A 21,354-nucleotide genomic window follows, 5' to 3' on the forward strand; every position below is an offset into this window, starting at 1 on the left:
GAGCCCCCTCGCTCCTCCACCTGAACGACCCGGCCGTGCCGCGGACTCGCCCTCCGCTCTTCCGTCGTGCGCACAGAAGTCCCGCGAGCGCGGGATCGTGTTGGAGTGAAACGATGATCGTGATTCTGACCGCCCTGCCGGTCGAGCAGGACGCGGTGCTCGAGCACCTCGTGGACGTCCACGAGCACCGGCACGCCCAGGGCACCCTGTTCGACGTCGGCACGGTCGCCGGCCGGCAGGTCGCGCTGGGCGTGACCGGGCAGGGGACGCTGGCGGCGGCCACGCTCACCGAGCGGGCCATCGCCGAGTTCGAGCCCACCGCGGTGCTGTTCACCGGGATCGCCGGTGGGCTGCGGCCGAGGCTCGCGATCGGCGACGTCGTGGTGGCGACCAAGGTCTACGCCTACCACGGCGGCAGGAGCGAGGACGCCGGGTTCCTCGCGCGGCCGCGGTCGTGGGAGATCTCGCACGACCTGGAGCAGCTCGCGCACCGGATCCGCCGGACCCGCGCCTGGTGCGCGCCGCTCGGCGGGGCGAGCCCGGAGGTCTACTTCGAGCCGATCGCCGCGGGTGACGTGGTGCTGGACTCCGCGACGTCGCCGGTGGCGAAAGCCTTGCACCGCAACTACAACGACGCCGTCGCGGTCGAGATGGAGAGCGCCGGGTTCGCCTCGGCGGCGCACCTCGCGGGCCGGGTCGGCACGGCGACGGTGCGTGGCATCAGCGACCACGCAGACGGCAGCAAGTCCGTGACGGACGGCAGGGGCGGTCAACGGCGGGCCGCGCGCACCGCGGCGGCCTTCACCGTCGCCCTGGCCGCCGCGATCCACGAGGACCCGAAGACCACTCCGGACCAGGCCGGGCACCTGCCGCCGGTCCGCAACCAGAACGTCGCGAGGCGGGGCGCCACCGTCGGCCAGCAGAACGGTGTGAACACCGGCGCCTTCACCATGAACGTGACGCGGGAGAACCGATGACCTACCCACCGCAGTGGGGCAACCACAACGTCGCTGAGCCGGGCGCCACCGTCGGTCAGCAGAACGCCGTCAACTACGGCGACACGGCGTTCCACGTCGAGGCGATCTACCAGGTCAACCACGGCGACCCGCCCGAGCGCCGCAACGACGTCGCGCGCAACTTCCTCGCCGCCGGTGTCCCGCGCCAGGCCGAACGCCTCTTCGGCGACCTGCTGCGCGACGGCCACGTCACCACGCAAAGGGCTTACTACTACGCGCTTTCCGTCGTCAGCGGACGGTCCTGCGGCGAGGTGGGCGGCGAGCTGTTCAAGAACGTCCGCGACGCGCGCAAGATCGCCCAGTCGTTACCCGACGACGCGTGGCAGGAGGCGTTCACCGTCGTGTGGCGCCTGCTGCACCTCGTGCGCGGTGTGACGGGAGCGCACCGGCCCCGCGAGAACGTGGACGAGCTCCTCGCGGCGTTCGGCTCGCTGCACCCCGACCGCCAGGACGAGATCACCCAGCACCTGGCCACGATCCAGGACGGCGTCACGCAGGCCGCCCTGGAGAACGTCTACTCCCACCGCGTCGTGTCGCAGCGGATGTCGAACAGCCGGGTCCAGCGGGCCTGGAAGTTCTTCGAACCGGAGCCCGCGCCGCCCCGGCCCTACATCGCGGCCGAGACCAAGCCCGAACAGCGGAACTGGCTGCCGGTCATCTTCGGCGGGTTCGCCGCCTTCCTCGGCCTGACCAGCAGCTTCGCCGGCACGTCGCTGCCCGGTGTGCTGCTCGCCCTGCCGCTGGTCATCGGCGGTGCCATCGTCATGGTCCACCACGGCGCGTGGCGGGCCGGGGCGGCGATGTGGAGCCAGATCCGGATGAGTCAGGTCGTCTCGCCGCCGTACCAGCCGGAGCCGCGGTCACCGGGGCACTGGGTGTCCACCGCGTTCGTCGAGGAGATCCACCGGATCGTCGACACCCGGTTCAGCGAGGCGCGGCCGCACGTCGCCGGGGACTGGCCCGGCTACACGGGCGGCATCAGGGCGCACCTCAAGCGGCGCTTCGTCGACCTCTACGGCAACGCGCAGGTCTCGGCGGGCGCGGTGAGCTGGCTCGCGCGCTGGCACGCCGGCAAGGTGGCGGAGGGCTGGAGCACCAACGCGTTGTTCCACACCTCCGTGCGGTCACCGGAACGCGACACCGCGCTGTACCGCGTGGGCGTGGGCGTCGCCATCGCCGGCCTGGTCGTGCTGGTCTTCGCCGGTGGCGCCGGCGCGGCGATCTTCCTGGGCCCCGGCTGCTTCTTCACCGCGAACGGGCTGACGAAGATCCGCGGTCTGCGGAAGATGAGCTCGCTGGCCCGTGCGCACGACGAGCAGATCTTCGCCGCCGAGACCCAGGCCTACGAGGAGTGGGTGCGGGTGCTGGCCGACCGCCCGTCCGACGCCGAGATGGCCCGGTGGCTGTCGATGGACAAGGTGTGCCTGAAGAACGACCTGGTGCGGCGCAACAACCTCTCGACGCACGACCTGGTCACGCACGTGGTCATGACCGAGGGAGCGGACGGCGCGAGGCGCGCCAGGGTGCCGCACGGCCCGCCGCGGTTCTCGCACTACGAGGTGCAGATCTTCCTGCTCACCCGCAGCGGTGTCCGGGAGACGCGGGTGCAGCTGAACTTCCTCACCGGCGAGGCGCGCAACGAACGCCGCAACCTCTTCCGCTACGACGCCCTCGCGTCCGCCAGCGTCAGCGAGGTGGGCATGCGCGCCACCCGAGGCGTGGGCGAGGGCGCCAGGGAGGTCGAACGGCTGCGCAGCCGCAGGTTCCGCCTCACCCTGGTCAACGGCCGCGACATCACCGTCGTCGCGGAGAACTTCCGCAACGCCAACGACTCCGTGCTGGAGGACGAGACCGAGCTGTTCCTCGTGGCGACGCAGACCTCCGGCATCGACGCCGCCCTGCCGATCCTCGAGGCCGTGGCGGCGGAGGGCAGTGACTGGATCGACCGCGAGCAGGAGCGCCGCGACCGGTGGTCCCGCGAGTGGTACGAGTGACGGACGGGCCGCTCGCGCCCGGCACCGCCGTCAGGAACGGATGAGCTCCAGCAGATCGGCGTCGACCACGTCGCCGCGCATCACCAGCACCTGCCCGGGGACGTTCCACGACGTCGACCTGGTTGGCGGACGAGCCTTCCTGAGGCAGGCGGACAGGGCCCGGCGGGGGGAACCGGGCCCTGTCGGGTCTTCTGGCTCAGACGCAGCGGTAGCTGGACGCGGCCTTCGGGTCACCGTGGACGTACCGGGAGGTCTTCGGGTACGCGCACAGGTCGCGGGTGGAGTCGGCGGTGGCGGCGGTCAGCGTCGCCGGTGCCTTGCCGCGCTCGACCCAGTCGACGAGCTGGCCCAGGGCGTTCGTGGGCTGCGCGCCGGCGCCGCCGAAGCAGTGGTCGACGCCGGGAGCGGTGAACAGGCGGTAGAAGTCGTTCACGTGGCCCATGCGCCGCTCGACCGCGTCGCGGTACTTCAGCGTGCCGCCGGGCGGGATCAGCTGGTCGTTGGTGCCGACGAACGTGATCAGCTTGCCGCCCGAGCGCCGGAACGCCGAGAGGTTCGTGTCCGAGGTGCCGATGACGTCGTCGAACTCGCGCACCGACTGGCGGAACAGGTCGCGGAACTGCGCGTAGGTGAGCTTCGAGGTGTCGAAACCGGGCTGCTTCAGCAGGAAGCTCTGCACCCACTGCGCCGCGACGGGGAAGCCGGGGGCCGGGAAACCGGGGATCGTGCCCGCGAGCCACACCGGGTCGGCGCCCTTCGGCAGGCCGGGCCACAGGTTGCGGCCTCGTTCGTCGGTCGGGCCGTCCCAGATCTTGCGCATGACGTCGGCGTCGGCCTTCGTCACGACGACTTCGTCACCCTCGCAGAGGATCTTCCTGCCGATGAGCTGGCGCGGGTCGTAGCTGCACCGGTCCGGGCGGTCGACGATGCCGTTGGTGACGCCGTCGTTCGCGTCGCAGGCTTCCACGGCCGCCTTGCGGAACGCGTCCAGCACGCAGTTGCCGAGGACGTGCCCGTCCTGGTTCTGCACGGTCTGCGGCCAGAGCGTCGCGACGGCGAACTGGGCCCAGTTCACGGCGGGCGCGTTGGCGAGGACGCCGTCGTAGTCGTCGGGGAACCGCTGCGCCTCCATGTACCCCTGGCGGCCGCCGGTCGAGCAGCCGTTCCAGTAGGAGTACGTCACCGAACGCTGGTAGTGCTTGCGCACCACCTGCTTCGCGATGCCCGCGGCCTCGTGCACCGACCGGCTCGCGAAGTTCGTCAGCAGCGTCTGGTCGAGCTCGCCGTTCTTGACGGCCCAGCTCGTGTTGAGCCCGTCGAGCACACCCGCGTCGGTCGTGACGGCCGCGTAGCCGTCCTTCAACGCCTGGGCGAACGGTGCTCCGGTGTCCCCGGCGGCGTACGCGCTGCCACCGACGCCCTGCAGCCGACCCGTCCAGTTCTGGGGCAGTCCGACGACGACCTTCACGTGGTCGTCGGTGTGCGTGAGCGTCACGGTGATCTCGCAGTGCGCGTCCCGGCTCACGGCGTCCACGGACTCGATCTTCGCGCCGGCCGGTGCGGTGACCGCGACCGCGGCGCAGTTCGGGGTGCTCGCCGACGCCGGCGCGAGTGGCGCCAGTCCGGTCAGGAGCAGGGTTGTGGCCAACAGCTTCGTCAGTCGTCTCACGCCGCGCGACGTTAGGCGGGGCCTTCCGGCGGTCGCGCCCGTCAGATGACGCTGCCGGTGTACGTCACCGGACCGGGTGACAGACTTCCGCGCATGCGCGAGGTGGGCAACAGACGCTATCGGCTGGTCCGCGAGCTGGGCCGGGGCGGCATGGGGGCCGTGTGGCTGGGAGAGGACACCGTCCTCGGCCGCGACGTCGCAGTCAAGGAACTGTTGCTGCCCGGGGGAGTGCCGGCGGCGGAACGCGCCGTGTACCAGGAAAGGGTGCTGCGCGAGGCACGCATCGCGAGCCGTCTCCAGGACCCCGCCGTCGTCACCGTCTACGACCTCATCTCCGAGGACGACCAGACGTTCATCGTGATGGAGCTGATCAACGCCCCGACGCTGGAGGAGTCGGTCGACCTCGACGGACCGCTCGGCACGCGCGAGGCCGCCACGCTGGCCCGGCAGCTGCTCGGCGCGCTGGAGGCGGCGCACTCGTCCGGCGTCGTGCACCGCGACGTCAAGCCCGGCAACGTGATGGTGCCCGGCCGCGGCACCGCGAAGCTCACCGACTTCGGCATCGCCCAGTCGCTCGACGACCCCCGCCTGACCGCGACCGGCACGTTGATCGGCTCACCCGCCTACATGTCCCCGGAACGCCTCGCGGGCGGCGAGGCCTCACCCGCGTGGGACCTGTGGGCGTTGGGCGCCACGCTGTTCTTCGCCGTGGAGGGTCGCGGCGCGTTCGACCGCCCGACCACCTCGGCGACGATCCTCGCGGTGATGAACGAACGCCCGGTGCCCCGCGTGACGGGTCCGCTCGGCGAGCTGATCACCGGCCTGATGGAGCCCGATCCGGCCCGCCGCCTCGGTGTCGGACGGGCGCACAGGCTGATCGAGCACGCCCTGGCCGTCGCGGAGCTCCACCCGGCCAGACCGCCGGTGGTCACCGGCCCCGTGGTCGACAGCAGGCCGACGATCAGCGTGCCGCGGCCAGGGAGCGGCCCGTTCGCGCCCTCGTCCGGCCCGATCTCCATCGGCCAGTTCGGCCCGGCCCCGTCCGTAGCCGTGCCACCGCCCCGCAAACGCCCGGTGGGCCTGATCCTCTCGGCGACGCTCGTCCCGCTGTTCCTCGTCGGCGCGCTGGTCCTGGTGTACTCCACCGTGTTCAAGCCGCTGTTCACCAGCTGGGGCCTGGGCACGCCGGACGGCCCCGCGAGCACCGCCGCCATGCAACCGGTCCTGACCATCGGCCCCGACGGCGACCTGAAGGACGGCACGCTGTCCATGGCGTTCCGCGACTCCTGCCTCACCTGGCTGCCCGCGAAGGGCGCCGCGAAGATCCAGAGCAAGGACCGCGTCGGCTGCTACGCCGAGCACGACGTCGAGCTGCTCGACACCGTCCTCGCGAACACCGAGATCGAGAAGGACGTGCCGTACCCCGGCGCCGAGCAGCTCACCAAGATCGGCGGGACCGAGTGCACGCGGACGTTCCTGTCCGCCGAGGTGAACGGGCAGGACAAGGAGAAGACCCTGCGGTACTGGGTGATCATCCCGACCGCGGAGGCGTGGAAGGTGAAGACGGAGAACGGGTACCGCAGCTCGGACCGCCTCATCCACTGCTTCGTGGGCGGACTGGACGGCGTGAAGCTGACCGAGCCGCTCATGAAGCAGTGAGCCGGACCGGTGCGCGCGCCACCGGTCCGGCCCCACCTCACTCCGAGACCGCGATGGCCGACGCCGGGCACACCGCCGCCGCGTGCCGGACGTCGGCCAGGCGCTCCGCGGGCGGGCTCGCGTCCAGCAGGTCGACGAGACCGTCGTCGTCGCGCTGGTCGAACACGTCGTCCGCGGCCAGCACGCACTGCCCGGCCCCGACGCACTTCCCCTGGTCCACCACGATGTTCACGCCGACCTCCAGGTGATGGGCAGCTCGGCCACGCCGCCGGTGAGCGTCGCGCGGACCTGGAGCTGGTCGAGCTCCTTCGCGAGCCGCATCCGCGGCAGGCGCTTGGCGAGCGCGGAGAACACGACCCGCAGCTCCGTGCGGGCGAGGGACGCGCCGATGCAGAAGTGCGCGCCGTGGCCGAACCCGAGGTGTGTCCTCTCCGGACGGTCCGGGTTGAACTCCTCCGCGTCGGAGTACACGGTCACGTCGCGGTTGGCCGCGTTGGTCGAGAGGACCAGCGCGTCGCCGGCGCGGATGGTCACCCCCGCGAGCTCGACGTCCTCCTTCGCGTACCGCAGCAGGCCGAGGTCGCCGGGGGCGCCGAGCCGCATGACCTCCTCGACCACCGCGTCGACGCGGCCGTCCGGGTCGGCGACGAGAGCGTCCCAGCGGGAACGGTCCGTGAGCAGGAACAGCACGCCGAGGCCGATGCGGTTGACCGTGGTCTCGTGGCCCGCGAAGAGCAGGCCGACGCACAGCCGGACCATCTGCACGTAGTCGAACGACGGGTCTTCGGCCTGCGCGCGCACGAGGTCGGAGATCACGTCCTCGCCGAGCTGCCCGCGCTTGCCCTCGACGAGCCCGACCATGTAGCGGAAGAACTCCTCGCGCGCCTGGTGGGCCTCCTCGCCGATCTCGGTGCTCGCCATCCGCTCGGACAGCGACGCGAACAGCTCGTTGTCCTCCTCCGGCACGCCGAGCAGCCCGCAGATCATCGCGACGGGCAGCGGGAACGCGAGACCGCGGTGCAGGTCGACCACACCGGTCTTCTCGTGCTCGGCGACCAGCTGGTCGAGGCAGGCGTCGACCAGCCTCTCCATGTTCTCGCCCAGCATCCGCATCCGCTTGGCCGAGAACGCCGGGGTGAGCAGGCGGCGCATGCGCGTGTGGTCGGCCTCCTCGGTCGCGTACTCGCCGGTCGGGCCGTCCTGGACGGCGGAGGTCGAGATGCGGGAGGCCTTGTCCGGTTCGGGGTGGGAGCGGCCGAAGCGCTTGTCACCCAGCAGGAGGCGGACCTCCTCGTACCGGGTCACGAGCCACGCGGGGTCTCCCGCGGGCGTCGTCACGGGCGCGATCGGAGCCTCTCGTCGCAGCACCTCGTAGAGCGGGGCGAGATCGAGGACGTTCGGCCTGGCCAACGGCAGCTTCAGGCGCTCTGCGTCAATGCTCATGCACCGACCGTAGCGCTTAATGGCAGATGGTGCCAATAAAGATCCGGGCGGGTGACGTGCTTGAATCACCCGATGACGGACGTTGCGACAGAAAAGCCTCGCCGTGGCCGGCCGCCGGTCAGCGACGAGCAACGTCAGCGTCAGCGCCTCGACCTCTCCCGCCACGCGGTCCGGCTCTTCGCCGAGCAGGGCGTCGCCGCCACGTCGGGGGAGCAGATCGCGCAGGCCGCGGGCGTCTCCGAACGCACGTTCTGGCGCTACTTCCCGCACAAGGAGAGCTGCGTCGAACCGCTGCTCGCGAAGATGGTCGACGCCTTCTGCGTGGTGGTGCGGGCCTGGCCACGCGAACTCGAACTGGTCGACCACCTGCGCGAGGCCTACAGCCCGCTGCTGGACGTGGCGTCCGACGAGGACATCGAGGCGGTCCTGGCCGTCGTGCGGCTGACGCACGGCGAACGTGCGTTGCGCGCCGCCTACCTGATGCTGCGCGAACGGGCCGAGGACGCGCTCGCGGAGGTGCTCGCGCGGCGCCTGGGCCGCTCGGCCGACGCGATCGACGTCCGGGTGCAGGCCGCCGCGATGAGCGCGGTGCTCAAGGTGGCGACCGACGACATCGCCAGGGCGACGGTCGCGGGACTGACGCGGGAGGCGCTGGACGGTCATCGCGAGCAGATCGCGACGGCCTTGCGCGGCCTGTCGGTCGGTTAGGTCCTAGCCGGCGAAGTTCGAGATCGCCCACAGGAACGCCGCGAACAGCGTGATCACGACGACCACGCCGACGGTGCCGGCCAGCACCATGCCCGTCCCGGCGGAACGCCACGGTGCGGGCGCGGCCACCTTGACGAGGATCCCGGCGAGCGCGGAGCCGAGCGCGATCCAGATGAACGAGTACGCGTACTCGCCGCCCTGCCAGCCGAACGAGTTCATGGCGTTGGTCTGGAAGGCGACGACGGTCAGCACGAGCAGGACGGCGGTGGTGGCGAACCCGGCCAGTGCGGCGAGGCGGCCACGGTCGATTTCGGTCACACGTCGAGAGTGCCGCTACCGGTCGGAGGCGGCATCGGTACAACTACTCACCCGCCACCAGCGCTTCGACGCGCTTGCGCAGTGCGTGCGCGACCGAGTCGAAACCGGTCTTCACGTACTCTCCCTGAGCTGCGAAGACGACGTCCGCGTACTTGCCGGTGAACGTCTCGAACGTCCGGTAGCTGCACCGGTCGTCCGACAGCGGCGTGATCACCTGGTCGCGCACCCCGAGCAGTCCCGGGAACGTGTCCCCGGTGTCGTAGCGCAGCAGCCGGGGCGGTTCCACGACGCGGACGTACTCCCGGCTCACCCAGGTGCCGTCGCTGCCGTCGGGCTTGGGCAGCGTCAGGTCGATCGGCGAGTCGACCTCCAGTGTCGTGGCGACCGCCCGGGTGTACGGATTCCACTGTGGATAGTGCGGGTAGTCGAGCAGAACTTCCCACACGAACGCGGCGGGCGCGTCGATCTCCACGACCACGGACTCGATCAGGTGCTCGCTCATGCCGGCATGTACTCCCCGCCGTTGACGTCGAGCACGGCACCGGTCACTTCGGAGGCGTGCCGGGACAACAGGTACAGCACCGCTCCGGCGCAGGCGTCGTCGGTCGGGATGCGGCCCAGCGGGTTGCGGGCGGCGATCTCGTCGTAGACGTCCTGCTCGGTGATCCCGCGCGCCTCGGCGGTGAACTTCAGGTAGAAGCGCACACCCGGTCCGTCGAGCCACCCCATCACGGCCTGGTTCGCGCGGATGCCGTGCTCGCCGAGCTCCAGCGCCAGGAACTGGGTCGCGGTCGCCATCGCGGCCTTCGCCACGGCGTACCCGCCCTCGCCGCGCATCGGTTTGCGGGTGGTCATCGTGCCGACGTTGACGATCGAGCCGCGCCCGGCGGCCTTCATGTGCGGCACCACCGCTCGCGTCACGTTCAGCGCGCCGAACAGGATGATGTCCATCGACCGGCGGACCGCCTTCTCCGGCGTCTCCAGCAGGTCGAACCAGCCGGGGTGCCCGAACGCCGAGTTCACCAGGCCGGTGATCGTGCCGAACCTCTCGACGGCCGTCTCGGTCAGCCGTGCCACCTCGTCGGGCCTGCGCACGTCGCACTGCACGCCGACGGCCTCGCCACCCGCGGCGGCGATGTCCTTCTCCGCCTGCTTCATCACGTCGGCGGACCGGGCGGCCATCACGACCTTCGCGCCCTCGGCGGCGGCGCGGACGGCGAGCTTCGAGCCCAGGCCGGGGCCGACGCCGGTGATCACCACGACCTCGTCTTGCAGCATCACAGGTAGACCTCCGAGTAGAAGGCGAAGTCGCGGGCCAGCCGGTCCTCGGAGAGCCCGAAGTCCTGTGGCGCGTAGGAGTGCGAGCCGTGCCGTTCGGTGCGGTTCTGCGCCAGGTAGGCCTCGAACGCCGCGTCGTCGGCGGGACCGGCGGGCAGGCCCAGCGCGTCCAGCACCTGGCGGGCGACCTCGAGTGGTGTGCTGACGGTGTCGGCGAACCGCACGTCCACGAACCGGTCCGGGCGCGCCGACCGGGCCTCGGCGAAACCCCGCAGCGTCGTGGCGAACCTCCCGGACCAGTACCGTCCGATGTGGACGGGATCGACGTTCTCGCTGTACTGCGAGGACATCGCGCGCACCATCGACGCGTACGAAGGCACGGCGTTGACCGGGGAGCGGTGCGTCATCACGATCCTGCAGTCGGGGAACTCGTCCAGCACGGTGTCGACCGCGGTCAGGTGGTGCGGCGACTTCAGCACCCACGGCAGCGAACGACCGACGTTCTGCCACTGCAACACCTGCAACCACTCGCGCAGCTCGCGGTACGCGAAGCGCTGGTCGGCAGACCGCAGCCAGTCGCCGTAGGTGGGCACCCGGTAGAACGAGTCGAAGCTCATCGACACGAACGTCCGGTCCAGCAGGATCACGTCCTCCTCCGGCCCGTCCCACACGACGGTGTGCAGGTCACCGAAGTCGGGGGAGAGCTGCGAGAACACCTGCATGCGTTCCTGCGCACGACGTTTGCGCTGCTCCGCGTCCGGGCCCTCGCCGGGGAACGGCAGCGGGTACGCGACCTCCCACGACAGCGTGGACGTCACCTGCGGCGACGCGGCCAGGAGCCGGTGCAGCAACGTCGAACCGGTGCGCGGCAGACCGCAGATCTCGGCGGCCACGCGGACCTCGACCCCGAGCACCTCGGGGTTCGCCCGCTGCAACGCGCGCAGCCGCAACCGGTCGGACAGCAACGCGGTCAGCCGGTGCTTGGTCAGCTCGAACCCCAGCGGGGACAACGCGGCCTCGGTGTTGAGGCTGTGCACGAGCACGTCGAGCGGCTCGCGGAACCAGTCGTCGCCGAACTCGGTGAGCCCGGTCTTGGCCGAGGCCTTCTCCAGCAGTTCCGCGACGTTCAGCGCGGTCGTCACCGTCATCGGACCTCCTCCAGGGGCACCACGCGGCACTTCGGGACCGGGTGTTCGGACGCGCCGAGCCAGCGCAGCAGCGCCGTGCCCGAGCTGTGGCCGCAGGTGTCGATCCAGTTGCCGGTACCGGGGTCCTCGGCGGCCACCACGATCGTCAGCCGGCCGTCCCGCAGCGACGCGGTGTGCTTGTTGACGGTGATCCGGCGACGGTGGTCGAGGGACTCCATCCACCAGTTGTCGAGCTGGAAGTTCCAGTACGGGCAGTCCGGCACGTCGGTCTCGATCACCCACGCCTCACCGGGTTTCAGCACCCAGTACCCGTGCAGGTAGAAGATCTCCGGGTCGCCTCCCGCCCGCTGGAACATCTCCTGGCCGAAGTCGGGTAGTTCGTTGGGACGCGCCATGAACGTGCGCGTCCAGTGTGCGAACGTGGCCGCGGTGCCGTGCACCGACAAAGCCGCCCGCTGCAACGCCTTCGCGAGGAACTCGGGGGTGAGAGGAGCGGGTTCGGCCGGTCCGCCGACCTGCTCCACGTGCCACCGGCCGGGAACCTCGGTCGTGCGGTCGAGATACGTTTGGCGCACCACGAGACTGGTCGAGTCGGGAGCGAGTGGCAACCAGTTCCCCTGCTGGGGTTCGGCGCTCGCGATGATCTCCACCGTGCCGTCCGGCGCGATCGTCAGGTCGGCGTCGGACAGCTCCCCGGTCGACGCCATCGTGCCGTCCTTGGCGTACCGGTTGGCCTTCGAGCCGATGCTGAAGTACGCGATGGTGCCGCGGGTGCCCGTGATCCGGTACGTCCGGTCACCGCGCACGTTCGCGGACAGGTAGACGTTGTCCGGGTTGTCCGCGCCGATCTTCACGAGGTCGAGCTCGTGGAAGCGCGGGAAGTCGGGATCGGCGTTGTCCAGGCAGGAGTACAGCATCTCGCGCGTCAGCCGGGCGAGGTACCGGTAGCCCTCCGCGCGGTCGAGCGGGGTGTCCGGCGCCCCGTCGGACAGCACCACGTCGCCGGCCTTCTCCAACGCCCGGCAGAACTGCGACCACGCCTCGTCCGGCACCGGATGCCTCCCGAATCTAGAACGTGTTCTAGCTGAACGTACACGATTTTGGACAACGTTCAACAGACGCCGAGGGCACGAAGCCGCTGGAGCACGACCTCGGCCGCGGCCTGCGGGCTCAACGCCGTCGTGTCGAGCCGCACCTCGGGTTCCAGGGGTGCCTCGTAGGGCGAGTCGATGCCGGTGAAGTTCGCCAGCTGACCGCTGCGGGCCTTGCGGTACAGGCCTTTCGGGTCGCGCTGCTCCGCCACGGCCAGCGGGGTGTCGACGAAGACCTCGCAGAACTCGTCCTCGCCGACCAGGTCCCGCGCGAGCGCCCGCTCGGCCCGGAACGGCGAGATGAACGAGACCAGCACGATCAGCCCGGCGTCGACCATCAGCGCGGCGACCTCGGCGATGCGCCGGATGTTCTCGACCCGGTCGGCGTCGGTGAACCCGAGGTCGGAGTTGAGGCCGTGCCGCACGTTGTCGCCGTCGAGCAGGAACGTGTGCCTGCCCTCGGCGTGCAGCGCCTTCTCGACCAGGTCCGCGATCGTGGACTTGCCCGCGCCGGACAGTCCGGTCAGCCACACCACGCACGGCCGGTGCCCGTTGCGCGCGATCCTGGCGTGCTTGTCCACGGTGAGCGCCTGCCAGCGCACGTTCGACGGGCTCAGCGCGAAGTCGATCATTCCGGCGCCGACCGTGGCGTTCGACAGCCGGTCGAGCACGATGAACGACCCGAGGTCGCGGTTGGTCGCGTAGCCCTCGTACGGCACGGGTGCGTCGAAGTGCACGTTGTCCGTGCCGATCTCGTTGAGCGCCAACGACTTGGTCGCCGTGAAGCCGACCGTGCGCGCGCCGATCTTGGCGAGGTACTGGCGTCCGGGCAGCAGTCCGGTCTCGTTCAGCCAGACCAGTTTCGCCTGGAACGAGTCCGCGACTCCCGGTGGATCGTCCGCGGCGCCCAGGACGTCGCCCCGGCTCGCGTCCACGTCGTCGGCCAGGACGACGGTGACCGACTTGTCGGTCGGTGCCTCGTCCAGGTCGCCGTCCATCGTGACGATCCGGGCGACCCTGGTGGTCCGGCCGGCGAGACGGACCGTCTCGTCTCGTCTCAGGGTGCCCGCCAGCACGCGCCCGGACAGGCCTCGGAACGTCGCATCGGGCCTGTTCACCCACTGCACGAGGAAACGAGACGAGACGTCTCGTCTCGCGGCCGGGGCCACCGACTCCAGCCACTGCAGCAGCGTCGGCCCGTCGTACCAGGGCGTGAGCTCGCTGCGCCCCACCACGTTGACGCCCTCGGTCGCCGACATCGGCACACAGGTGACCTCGTCGAACTCCAGGTCACGCGCGAACTCCGCGAACGCCCCGCAGACCTCGTCGAACACCTCCTGCGAATACCCGAGGAGGTCGAGCTTGTTCACGGCCACCGCGACGTGCCGGATGCCCAGCAGGGAAGCGATCCGCGCGTGCAGCCGCGTCTGCGCGAGCACACCCTTCCGGGCGTCGAGCAGCAGAACCGCCGCATCGGCCGTGGAGGCCCCGGTGACCATGTTGCGCGTGTACTGCTCGTGCCCCGGGGTGTCCGCGACGATGAACCGCCGGGCCTCGGTCGCGAAGAACCGGTACGCCACGTCGATCGTGATGCCCTGCTCCCGTTCGGCGGCCAGCCCGTCGACCAGCAGAGCGAAGTCCAGTTCGCCGCCCCGCGTGCCGACCCGGCGCGAGTCCGCCTCCAACGCCGCGAGGTGATCGGCGTAGAGCAGCTTCGACTCGTACAGCAGCCGCCCGATCAGCGTGCTCTTCCCGTCGTCCACGCTGCCGCACGTGATGAACCGCAGGAGCTCCATCAGAAGTACCCCTCCCGCTTCTTGCGCTCCATCGACCCGCTCTGGTCGTGGTCGATCACCCGTCCCTGCCGCTCCGACGTCGTCGCGCCCCGCATCTCCTCGACGATCTCCGGCACGGTCCGCGCCTCGCTGCGCACCGCACCCGTCAGCGGGTAGCAGCCCAGGGTCCGGAAGCGGACCAGCTCGACCCGCGGCTGTTCGCTCAACGGCATCCGGTCGTCGTCGACCATGATCAGCGCGCCGTCGCGGTCCACCACCGGTCGCGGGGCCGCGAAGTACAGCGGCACCACGGGAATCCGCTCGCGTTCGACGTAGCGCCAGACGTCCAGCTCGGTCCAGTTCGACAGCGGGAAGACGCGGATGCTCTCGCCGGGCGCTACCCGCGTGTTGTAGAGCCGCCACAGTTCCGGGCGCTGGTTCTTCGGGTCCCACTGGTGCTGCGCGGTGCGGAACGAGAACACCCTTTCCTTGGCACGCGAGGCTTCCTCGTCCCGCCGTGCGCCGCCGAACGCGACGTCGAAGCGGTGCTCGTCCAGCGCCTGCCGCAGGCCCTGGGTCTTCCACAGGTCGGTGTGGCGCGCGGAACCGTGGTCGAACGGGTTGATGCCCGCGGCCACGCAGTCCGGGTTGCGGTGCACGATGAGGTCGAGGCCCAGCTCCGCGACCGTGGCGTCGCGGAACGCGATCATCTCCCGGAACTTCCACGTGGTGTCGACGTGCAGCAACGGGAACGGCGGCTTCGACGGGTGGAAGGCCTTGCGCGCCAGGTGGAGCAGCACCGAGCTGTCCTTGCCGATCGAGTACAGCAGCACCGGGCGTTCGCTCTCCGCGACGGCCTCCCGGAAGACGTCGATGCTGTCGGCTTCGAGCTGGTCGAGGTGGTTCACACGAGCACCCCCGCGAGTTCGGGACGGCAGATCAGCAGGTCGGGCAGCCACGGGTCGGGCTGGTTGTAGACGAGCGGGCTCCCGTCGGCGCGGGAGGCGTGCAGGCCGGCCGCGCGCGCCACGTAGACGGGCGCGGCGGAGTCCCACTCGTACATGCCGCCCGCGTGCAGGTAGGCGTCCGCGTCGCCGCGCACCACGGCCATCGTCTTCGCACCCGCGCTGCCCATCGGCACCAGCACGGCGCCCAGCGCCTCGGCGACCCGGTGGGCGAACGCGGGCGGGCGGGTGCGGCTGACCACGATCCTGGGGCGGCGGTGCGTGGTCCGCGGGGTCGTGAGCAGCGCGGGCACGGCGACCGCTCCGGCCACGAGGTCGCCGCGTTCCCAGAGGGCCACGTGCACGGCCCAGTCGGTGCGGCCGGGCTCGGCGTACTCGCGGCTGCCGTCCAGCGGGTCGATGATCCACACCCGGTCGGCGGTCAGCCTGCGCGGATCGTCCGGCGCCTCCTCGGACAGCACCGCGTCGTCCGGCCGGTGCTCTTCCAGTTGTGCCGCGAGGAAGAGCTGCGCGACGTGGTCACCGTCGCCGGGTCTGACGCTCACCAGCAACCGGCCCGTCTCGGTCGCGAGCCGTCTCGCCAGTTCCGCATCGGTCTCGGCCATGCACCCGAGCGTAGCGAGCAAAACGAACAACGTTCAATATGCTTTTGAACGTTGTTCAAGTTAGGCTGAACGGCGTGAGCACCGAGCAGACGGCCTGGGGTGACGCGGAGGGCAGGCGGCGCGACATCCTGTCGTCCGCCGAGCTGCTCCTCGAACAGCAGGGCTACGCGGGCCTGACCATGCGCGCGATCGCCCTCGGCGCCGGTGTCAGCTCCGGCACCGTGTACCAGTACTTCTCCGGCAAGGAGGACGTCTTCGCGGCGCTGATGGAGCGACGCCTGGACGAGCTCCAGCGCACTCTCGCCCGAGTGGACCGCGGACTGGGCATCGCGGGGGTGCTCAGGGAGATCGAACCACAGGTCACCGACCTGTGGCGGCGGTTCGGGCGGTCGGCGGCGCAGTGGGAGGCCAAGGTGCTCTCCGGCGGTCGCCGCGGCAAGGAGGTCGCGAGCTCGGCCCAGGACTACCGCAAGACTCTCAAGGCGCTCGCCAAGGCGTTGCACGAGACCGCCGAGGCCTGCGGGCAGCAGCTGATCGACGATCCCGCGCTGCCGCACTGGGTCTGGGACTCGCTGATCGGGCTCGCGGACGACCTGCTGCTCCAGGGCGCGCGGATCAACCGGGTCAAGCCGGCTCAGCTGATCGAGTTCGCCACCGGTGCGATCGAGCGGGGGATCATCGCCCGCTGACGGGCTGGTCGTACCGCCGCCGGATGCTCGTCCCGAGGATGCTGACGTCCGCCCCGTAGACGTGGATCGAGATAGCCACGGAGCTGGAGTTGTTGCACACCTTGTGGATGTCGCCCGGCGGCACCAGGTACGACGCCACGCCCTCCGGGGTCTTGTTGACGCGCAACGGGATCAGCCGATCGCCGCGCAGCCGGTAGGTGGTCTCCTCCTCCTCGCCGACGTAAGTGCCGACGACGCACCACGAGACGTGGTCGTGGATGCAGGTCTCCTGGCCGGGCAACCAGACCAGCGCGACGACGGAGAAGCTCCCGTCCGGCTCGACGTGCAGGACGTGCTGGCGGTAGGCGTTCGGGTCGGGCTCCCGTTGCGCGGCGCTGAGCAGGAACGGGTCGGTGAGGTGGCCTTCGAGTGTCCTCGACACGCGCGCCGCGACGGCCGCGTCGCCGCCGCCGGGGGTGATGGCGGCGCGGAGCGAGCCCACCAGAAGCGTGGCCGTGGGGGAGAGCAGGCTGTGCGTCATGAGCGGGTTCCTCCTTTGAGGAAGGGAGATCAGCCGATCAGCACCGTGCCGGTCAGCACCAGGACGACGATCACCGCGGTCGAGAGCAGGCCCAGCAGCAGCACCGCGGGGCCGGAGCGGATCAGGGAACGCAGGCGCACCGCCGTGCCGAGCGCGAACATGCCCGCCGCCAGCAGCACGTTGTCGACGAACGTCGCCGTGGACAGCACGACGTCGGGCAGCAGGCCAGTGGCCCGCACCGCCGCCATGGCGAGGAAACCGACGACGAACAAGGGAACGATCGGCGGACGCTGGCCGGAGGTCGGGTACTTCAGGCGTTCGGCGAAGCTCACGGCGGCGAGCATCGGCGCGAGCAGCACGACCCGCGTGAGCTTCACCGCGACGGCGATCGCCAGCGCGCCGCTGACAGGCCCGGCGGCGGCCACGACCTGCGCGACCTCGTGCACGCTGCCGCCCGCCCACACCCCGTACTGCGAGGGCGTGAGGCCGGTCAGCGGGAAGAGCGCGGGCAGGCTGAACATCGCGACGGTGCCGAACAGGGTGACGAGGCCGAGCGCCTTCGCGACGTCCTCCTCGTCCTGCTGCCGCACGCTGTTCATCGCGGCCACGGCGGAGGCGCCGCAGATCGAGAACCCGGTCGCGATGAGCAACGACAGACCCTCGCCGACCCCGAGCACCCGCCCGAGCCAGCGCGTCACGACGAACGTCACGACCACGGCGACGACCGCGAGGATCAGGATCTCGTAGCCGAGCTTCAGCACGTCCTGGAAGACCAGCTTCAACCCGAGCAGCACCACGCCGAGGCGCAGCAGGCGGCGGCCGGCGAGCTTGATCCCGGGGGAGAGCGACTGCGGCAGCGTCACGACGTTGGCCACCACGGCGCCGAGCAGCACCGCGACGGTGAGCGCGCTGACCGAGGGGTAGAGCCAGGACAGGACCATCGCGACCGCGACACCGCCCGCGACCAGCGCGAGGCCGGGCACCGCCGAGCCGTCCGTGCGCGGAGTCGTCCTGACGATGCCCATGCCACCAACGATGACCAGTGCGGGCTATGTGCAGTAGGTAGCCATTTCTTGGAGCCCTATAAGGCCCGCTTATGCGCGGGCCGACGCGGAGATGAGCGCGTCCACCGTGGCCCGCATGATCGGCAGCCGGATGAGGTCCGGCCACGTGTACAGCGCGGTGAGCCGTTGCGCCGCAGACTCCACTTCGACCGCCCTCAGACCGGGGTGCTGGAGGAACGACAGCAGCAGCCTCGGCACCAGCGCGACGCCCAGACCTGCGGTGACGAGACTCTGGATGGCCAGGTTGTCGTCGGTCGAGCAGGTGATGTCCGGGACGAACCCGGCCTTCTCGCACGCCTGGTGCAACGCGCGCTGGCACCGCACACAACCGGCGATCCAGCGTTCCTCCGCCGCCTCGGACAACGAGACGCGCTCCCGTCCGGCCAGCCGGTGCCCCGCGGGCACGAGCAACGCCAGCGGCTCGCGCAGCAACGGCACGCTCAGCATGCCGTTGACCGTGGCCTCGTCCTGCGGTTCGTCGAGGTAGCTGAAGCTCAGCACCAGGTCGACCTCACCGCGCCGCAGCAGCGCGAACGAGTCCGGCGGCTCCTCCTCGACCAGCTCGAGCCGCAGTGCAGGCCGTTCCTCGGCCAGGATCGCCGCCGCCGCGGGCACCAGCGACACGTTGGCACTCGGGAACGCGCAGATCCGGATCGTGCCGATGTCGTGCGTGGCTATGGCGCTGACCTGCTGGTGGGTCGTCGCCAGCTGGTCGAGCAGCTCCGACCCGCGTTCCGCGAGGATCCGGCCCGCCTCGGTGAGGTGCAGGCCCCGGCCCGTCCGCACGAACAACGGCCCGCCGACCTGCCGTTCCAGCGTCCGCATCTGCTGGCTGACGGCCGGCTGGGTGCAGTGCAGCAGCCGGGCCGCGGCACTGAACGAGCCGGTCCTGGCCACGGTCGCGAAGACCTCGAGCTGGCGGGTGTCGAACATGTCCGCACTGTAGGGGTCACTTGCCGGTGACGAGCGAGTCCAGCGTCGCGCCGTTGTGCTCGCCGCAGTGGCGGCGGGAGGCGTCGAGCGTCATCGGCTTCTCCGCCTCGTCGGGTCTGCCGACCTGCCCGAAGAGCCGCCGGAGCAGCTCGACCTGCTCGTCGAGGCCCGCCCGCAGGAAGTCGCCGCAGCTCGACCGGACGGTCAGCCGGTCGTCCGACGGCATGAGGTCCACCGGTCCGAGGACGAACAGGAACGCCAGGATGATCGCGAGCCCGAACCCGATGACCGCGCCGCTCGTGGAGCTCTTGCGCGGTGCCAGCCAGTTCTGGGCCTGCTCGACGAACGGCTCGGCGGGGGAGAGGTCGGTGTCGATCCAGAACTCGAGGCTGTCGCCGCCGGTCACGTCGAACTGGACGTGGCCGGCGGCGAGCATGATGCGCACTATCTGCCTGCGGTCGTAGGAACCCGTCCAGAACGGTTCGGGCCGCACGAGCACCAGCCGGTCGGGCAGCAGGAACACGACGTCGCGCTCGCCCCTGGCGAGCCTCTCGGTCTGGCCGGGGCCGACGATCGTGCCTGCCAGCCGTGCCATCACGAGGGCGTGTTCGTGCTCGTCGAGGGCCTCGGCGGCCGACGACCACAGATCGGGTTCCACGTCACTGCTATCGCTGCAGGTGGGGACCAGAGTTAGCCGTGGGCGCCGAGGTTCCTCCGAATGCCGTTCTAGAAGGTCAGCTTCCAGGAGTTGATGTAGCCGGTGTCCTGCGCCGCCACGTCCTTGACCTGCAGTTTCCAGGTGCCGTTCGCGACCTCGCTCGACGCGTTGACCGTGTAGGTCGCCACGACGTCGTCGGCACCGTCACCGCTGCTCGACGCCTTGAGCCGGTACGCGGTGCCGTCCGGGGCGATCAGGTCGATGACCAGGTCGCCGCGGTAGGTGTGCACGATGTTGACGTCGACCTTGAGCGTGGCCGGGGCGTTGCCGGTGACACCGGTGACCGTGATGGGGCTGGTCACGGCCGCGCCGTTGTCCGGGATGGCCACGTCGGCGGTGTTCTCGAAGGAGCCACCGGGCGGCGTGCCGGTCTTGACCGCGGCCAGCGCGTCGACGCGGCCCTCACCGAAGAAGTTGTTCTTCGCCGTGGTGCCGGAGCAACGGCTGTCGGTGCAGCCCAGGTCGTCCGCCTGGGTGGCCAGCAACGTGCGGAGCTGCGCCGGGGTGGCGGTGGGGTTGGTGGACTTGAGCAGCGCGGCGACGCCCGCGACGTGCGGGGAGGCCATCGACGTGCCGGACTTCGAGCCGTAGCGGCCGCCGGGGACCGTGGAGTAGACGCTGTCGCCCGGCGCCGCGATGTGGATCTTGTCGGTGCCGTAGTTGGAGAACGACGACTTGGCGTTGTTCGAGGTGATCGAGGCGACGCTGACGACACCCGCGACCTCGGTCGGGACGCTCAGGCAGGCGTTGGTGACGGTGCGCTGCCCGGGAGTGGAGTCGTTGGGGCTCGTGGAGTCCGTGGTCTTGTTCGCGAGGTTGTAGTTCTCGTTGCCCGCCGCCGCGACGTTGAGCACGCCCTTGCCCTCGGCGTAGGCCACCGCGCGCTTCACACCTTCGAGGATCGCGTCCTGGTCGGCGTTGTTCGGGCAGTTGAAGAGCCACGGGTCGGTGTAGTAGCTGTTGTTGGTCACCTCGAAGCCGCGGTCACCGGAGAAGACCATGGCGCAGATGGTGTTCTCGGCGAAGAACAGCCCGCTCGGCTTCTCGGCGATGCGCACGGACGCGATCTTCACGCCGGGAGCGACACCGACCATGCCCTTGTTGTTCCTGGCCGCGGCGATCGTGCCCGCCACGTGCGTGCCGTGCGTGTCGGTGTCCCGCCACGAACCCGTACGCGTGTCGAGCTTGCCGTAGGCGCACGACGCGGAGTTGGCCGCGTCGAAGTTCGGGGCGAGGTCAACGTGCTGGTCGTCGACGCCCGTGTCGAGCACGCCGACCGTGACGCTGGAAGACCCCTGGGTGATGTCCCACGCCTTGTCGGCGCCGATCTGCGTCATGTCCGAGCGCACCGGCTCACCGTTGAGGGGCGTCACCTGGGAAGGAGACGCGGGAATCGGCGGCGTGGCCGACTCGGCCGGCACGTCCGTGGTGCGGGTGGCACCGACCTTCTGCACACCGGACACAGCGCGCATCTTGGTGGCGAAGTCAGCGGCACCGGAGTGCGCGACGATGACACCAATGGCGTCATAGCTCGTCCACACGGAACCACCGTTGCTGCTCACGGCCGACGCGGCGCCGGAGGTGGCCCCCGGCGCCGTGATGACCAGGTAAGAACGCGTACCCGCGGCAGGTGCCGCCGCGGCGGGGGTGGCCGCCGTCAGCACACCGGCGCCCACGGCCGCGGCGATGACCGCGGTGCGCAGGCGAGATCGTGAACCCAGGAACACGGATTCCTCCAACTTGCTCAGCGGGCGATGCCCG

21 protein-coding genes are annotated in these 21,354 nt (G+C 70.5%); 5 read left to right on the forward strand and 16 right to left on the reverse strand.

Features of this window, described 5'->3' with window-relative positions; genetic code table 11:
- Positions 1–113 precede the first annotated feature (113 nt).
- Both ACWF7A_RS13455 and ACWF7A_RS13460 read left to right on the forward strand, forming a co-directional pair.
- Positions 114–977, forward strand: coding sequence for a 5'-methylthioadenosine/S-adenosylhomocysteine nucleosidase family protein (locus ACWF7A_RS13455; RefSeq protein ID WP_452250724.1), 864 nt, complete (start codon positions 114–116; stop codon positions 975–977).
- A complete protein-coding gene (locus tag ACWF7A_RS13460) occupies positions 974–3,010 on the forward strand; it encodes a hypothetical protein (RefSeq protein WP_452250725.1) in 2,037 nt (678 codons plus the stop codon). The genes ACWF7A_RS13455 and ACWF7A_RS13460 overlap by 4 nt, the downstream gene beginning before the upstream one ends.
- Positions 3,011–3,206: 196 nt before the next feature.
- Here the strand turns inward: ACWF7A_RS13460 and ACWF7A_RS13465 are convergent, their stop codons facing one another.
- Entirely contained in the window at positions 3,207–4,679 is a 1,473-nt protein-coding gene (locus ACWF7A_RS13465; protein WP_452250726.1) for a tannase/feruloyl esterase family alpha/beta hydrolase, read from the reverse strand.
- 45 nt (positions 4,680–4,724) lie between these two features.
- Between ACWF7A_RS13465 and ACWF7A_RS13470 the strand changes: the two genes are divergently transcribed.
- Positions 4,725–6,338, forward strand: coding sequence for a serine/threonine-protein kinase (locus tag ACWF7A_RS13470; RefSeq protein ID WP_452250727.1), 1,614 nt, complete (start codon positions 4,725–4,727; stop codon positions 6,336–6,338).
- A 37-nt stretch (positions 6,339–6,375) separates the two neighbouring features.
- On the opposite strand, the gene ACWF7A_RS13475 is transcribed toward ACWF7A_RS13470, so the two are convergent.
- Complete coding sequence (locus tag ACWF7A_RS13475) at positions 6,376–6,570, reverse strand: ferredoxin (protein WP_030475674.1); 195 nt, start codon at positions 6,568–6,570, stop codon at positions 6,376–6,378.
- A complete protein-coding gene (locus ACWF7A_RS13480) occupies positions 6,567–7,781 on the reverse strand; it encodes a cytochrome P450 (protein WP_452250728.1) in 1,215 nt (404 codons plus the stop codon). The genes ACWF7A_RS13475 and ACWF7A_RS13480 overlap by 4 nt, the downstream gene beginning before the upstream one ends.
- A gap of 72 nt (positions 7,782–7,853) precedes the next feature.
- Here ACWF7A_RS13480 and ACWF7A_RS13485 point away from each other — a divergent pair, with 72 nt between their 5' ends.
- The gene (locus ACWF7A_RS13485) at positions 7,854–8,489 is read left to right on the forward strand and encodes a TetR family transcriptional regulator (RefSeq protein ID WP_452250729.1); all 636 of its coding nucleotides are present in this window, start codon (positions 7,854–7,856) and stop codon (positions 8,487–8,489) included.
- A gap of 3 nt (positions 8,490–8,492) precedes the next feature.
- Here ACWF7A_RS13485 and ACWF7A_RS13490 read toward each other — a convergent pair whose 3' ends face one another.
- From ACWF7A_RS13490 to ACWF7A_RS13525, 8 genes are read right to left on the reverse strand one after another with little or no spacing between them, the layout of a single operon-like run.
- Entirely contained in the window at positions 8,493–8,807 is a 315-nt protein-coding gene (locus ACWF7A_RS13490; protein WP_452250730.1) for a hypothetical protein, read from the reverse strand.
- A 43-nt stretch (positions 8,808–8,850) separates the two neighbouring features.
- Entirely contained in the window at positions 8,851–9,309 is a 459-nt protein-coding gene (locus ACWF7A_RS13495) for an SRPBCC family protein (protein ID WP_452250731.1), read from the reverse strand.
- On the reverse strand, positions 9,306–10,085 hold the full coding sequence (locus ACWF7A_RS13500) for an SDR family oxidoreductase (protein ID WP_452250732.1): 780 nt from the start codon (positions 10,083–10,085) through the stop codon (positions 9,306–9,308). Before ACWF7A_RS13500 ends, ACWF7A_RS13495 begins: the two co-directional genes overlap by 4 nt.
- Entirely contained in the window at positions 10,085–11,233 is a 1,149-nt protein-coding gene (locus ACWF7A_RS13505; protein ID WP_452250733.1) for a sulfotransferase family protein, read from the reverse strand. The genes ACWF7A_RS13500 and ACWF7A_RS13505 overlap by 1 nt, the downstream gene beginning before the upstream one ends.
- Positions 11,230–12,285 carry a DUF1214 domain-containing protein gene (locus tag ACWF7A_RS13510; protein ID WP_452250734.1) on the reverse strand — a complete coding sequence of 352 codons (1,056 nt, stop codon included), beginning with the start codon at positions 12,283–12,285 and terminating at the stop codon, positions 11,230–11,232. The genes ACWF7A_RS13505 and ACWF7A_RS13510 overlap by 4 nt, the downstream gene beginning before the upstream one ends.
- 59 nt (positions 12,286–12,344) lie before the next feature.
- A complete protein-coding gene (gene cysC, locus ACWF7A_RS13515; RefSeq protein WP_452250735.1) occupies positions 12,345–14,120 on the reverse strand; it encodes an adenylyl-sulfate kinase in 1,776 nt (591 codons plus the stop codon).
- On the reverse strand, positions 14,120–15,007 hold the full coding sequence (cysD, locus tag ACWF7A_RS13520) for a sulfate adenylyltransferase subunit CysD (RefSeq protein WP_452250736.1): 888 nt from the start codon (positions 15,005–15,007) through the stop codon (positions 14,120–14,122). The genes cysC and cysD overlap by 1 nt, the downstream gene beginning before the upstream one ends.
- Entirely contained in the window at positions 15,004–15,669 is a 666-nt protein-coding gene (locus ACWF7A_RS13525) for a 3'(2'),5'-bisphosphate nucleotidase CysQ (RefSeq protein ID WP_452250737.1), read from the reverse strand. The genes cysD and ACWF7A_RS13525 overlap by 4 nt, the downstream gene beginning before the upstream one ends.
- A 74-nt stretch (positions 15,670–15,743) precedes the next feature.
- Here ACWF7A_RS13525 and ACWF7A_RS13530 point away from each other — a divergent pair, with 74 nt between their 5' ends.
- Positions 15,744–16,358 carry a TetR/AcrR family transcriptional regulator gene (locus ACWF7A_RS13530; RefSeq protein ID WP_452250738.1) on the forward strand — a complete coding sequence of 205 codons (615 nt, stop codon included), beginning with the start codon at positions 15,744–15,746 and terminating at the stop codon, positions 16,356–16,358.
- Here the strand turns inward: ACWF7A_RS13530 and ACWF7A_RS13535 are convergent.
- From ACWF7A_RS13535 to ACWF7A_RS13555, 5 genes are all read right to left on the reverse strand, one after another.
- On the reverse strand, positions 16,345–16,878 hold the full coding sequence (locus tag ACWF7A_RS13535) for a cysteine dioxygenase (RefSeq protein ID WP_452250739.1): 534 nt from the start codon (positions 16,876–16,878) through the stop codon (positions 16,345–16,347). The two genes, ACWF7A_RS13530 and ACWF7A_RS13535, sit on opposite strands and share 14 nt — an antisense overlap.
- Positions 16,879–16,907: 29 nt before the next feature.
- Complete coding sequence (locus ACWF7A_RS13540; RefSeq protein WP_452250740.1) at positions 16,908–17,903, reverse strand: YeiH family protein; 996 nt, start codon at positions 17,901–17,903, stop codon at positions 16,908–16,910.
- Positions 17,904–17,972: 69 nt separating this feature from the next.
- On the reverse strand, positions 17,973–18,875 hold the full coding sequence (locus tag ACWF7A_RS13545) for a LysR family transcriptional regulator (RefSeq protein ID WP_452250741.1): 903 nt from the start codon (positions 18,873–18,875) through the stop codon (positions 17,973–17,975).
- A 16-nt stretch (positions 18,876–18,891) separates the two neighbouring features.
- On the reverse strand, positions 18,892–19,533 hold the full coding sequence (locus ACWF7A_RS13550; protein ID WP_452250742.1) for a hypothetical protein: 642 nt from the start codon (positions 19,531–19,533) through the stop codon (positions 18,892–18,894).
- A gap of 68 nt (positions 19,534–19,601) precedes the next feature.
- The gene (locus ACWF7A_RS13555) at positions 19,602–21,320 is read right to left on the reverse strand and encodes a S8 family peptidase (RefSeq protein ID WP_452250743.1); all 1,719 of its coding nucleotides are present in this window, start codon (positions 21,318–21,320) and stop codon (positions 19,602–19,604) included.
- Between the last annotated feature and the right edge of the window lie 34 nt (positions 21,321–21,354).

It is taken from the genome of Lentzea sp. NPDC055074 (assembly GCF_053608005.1).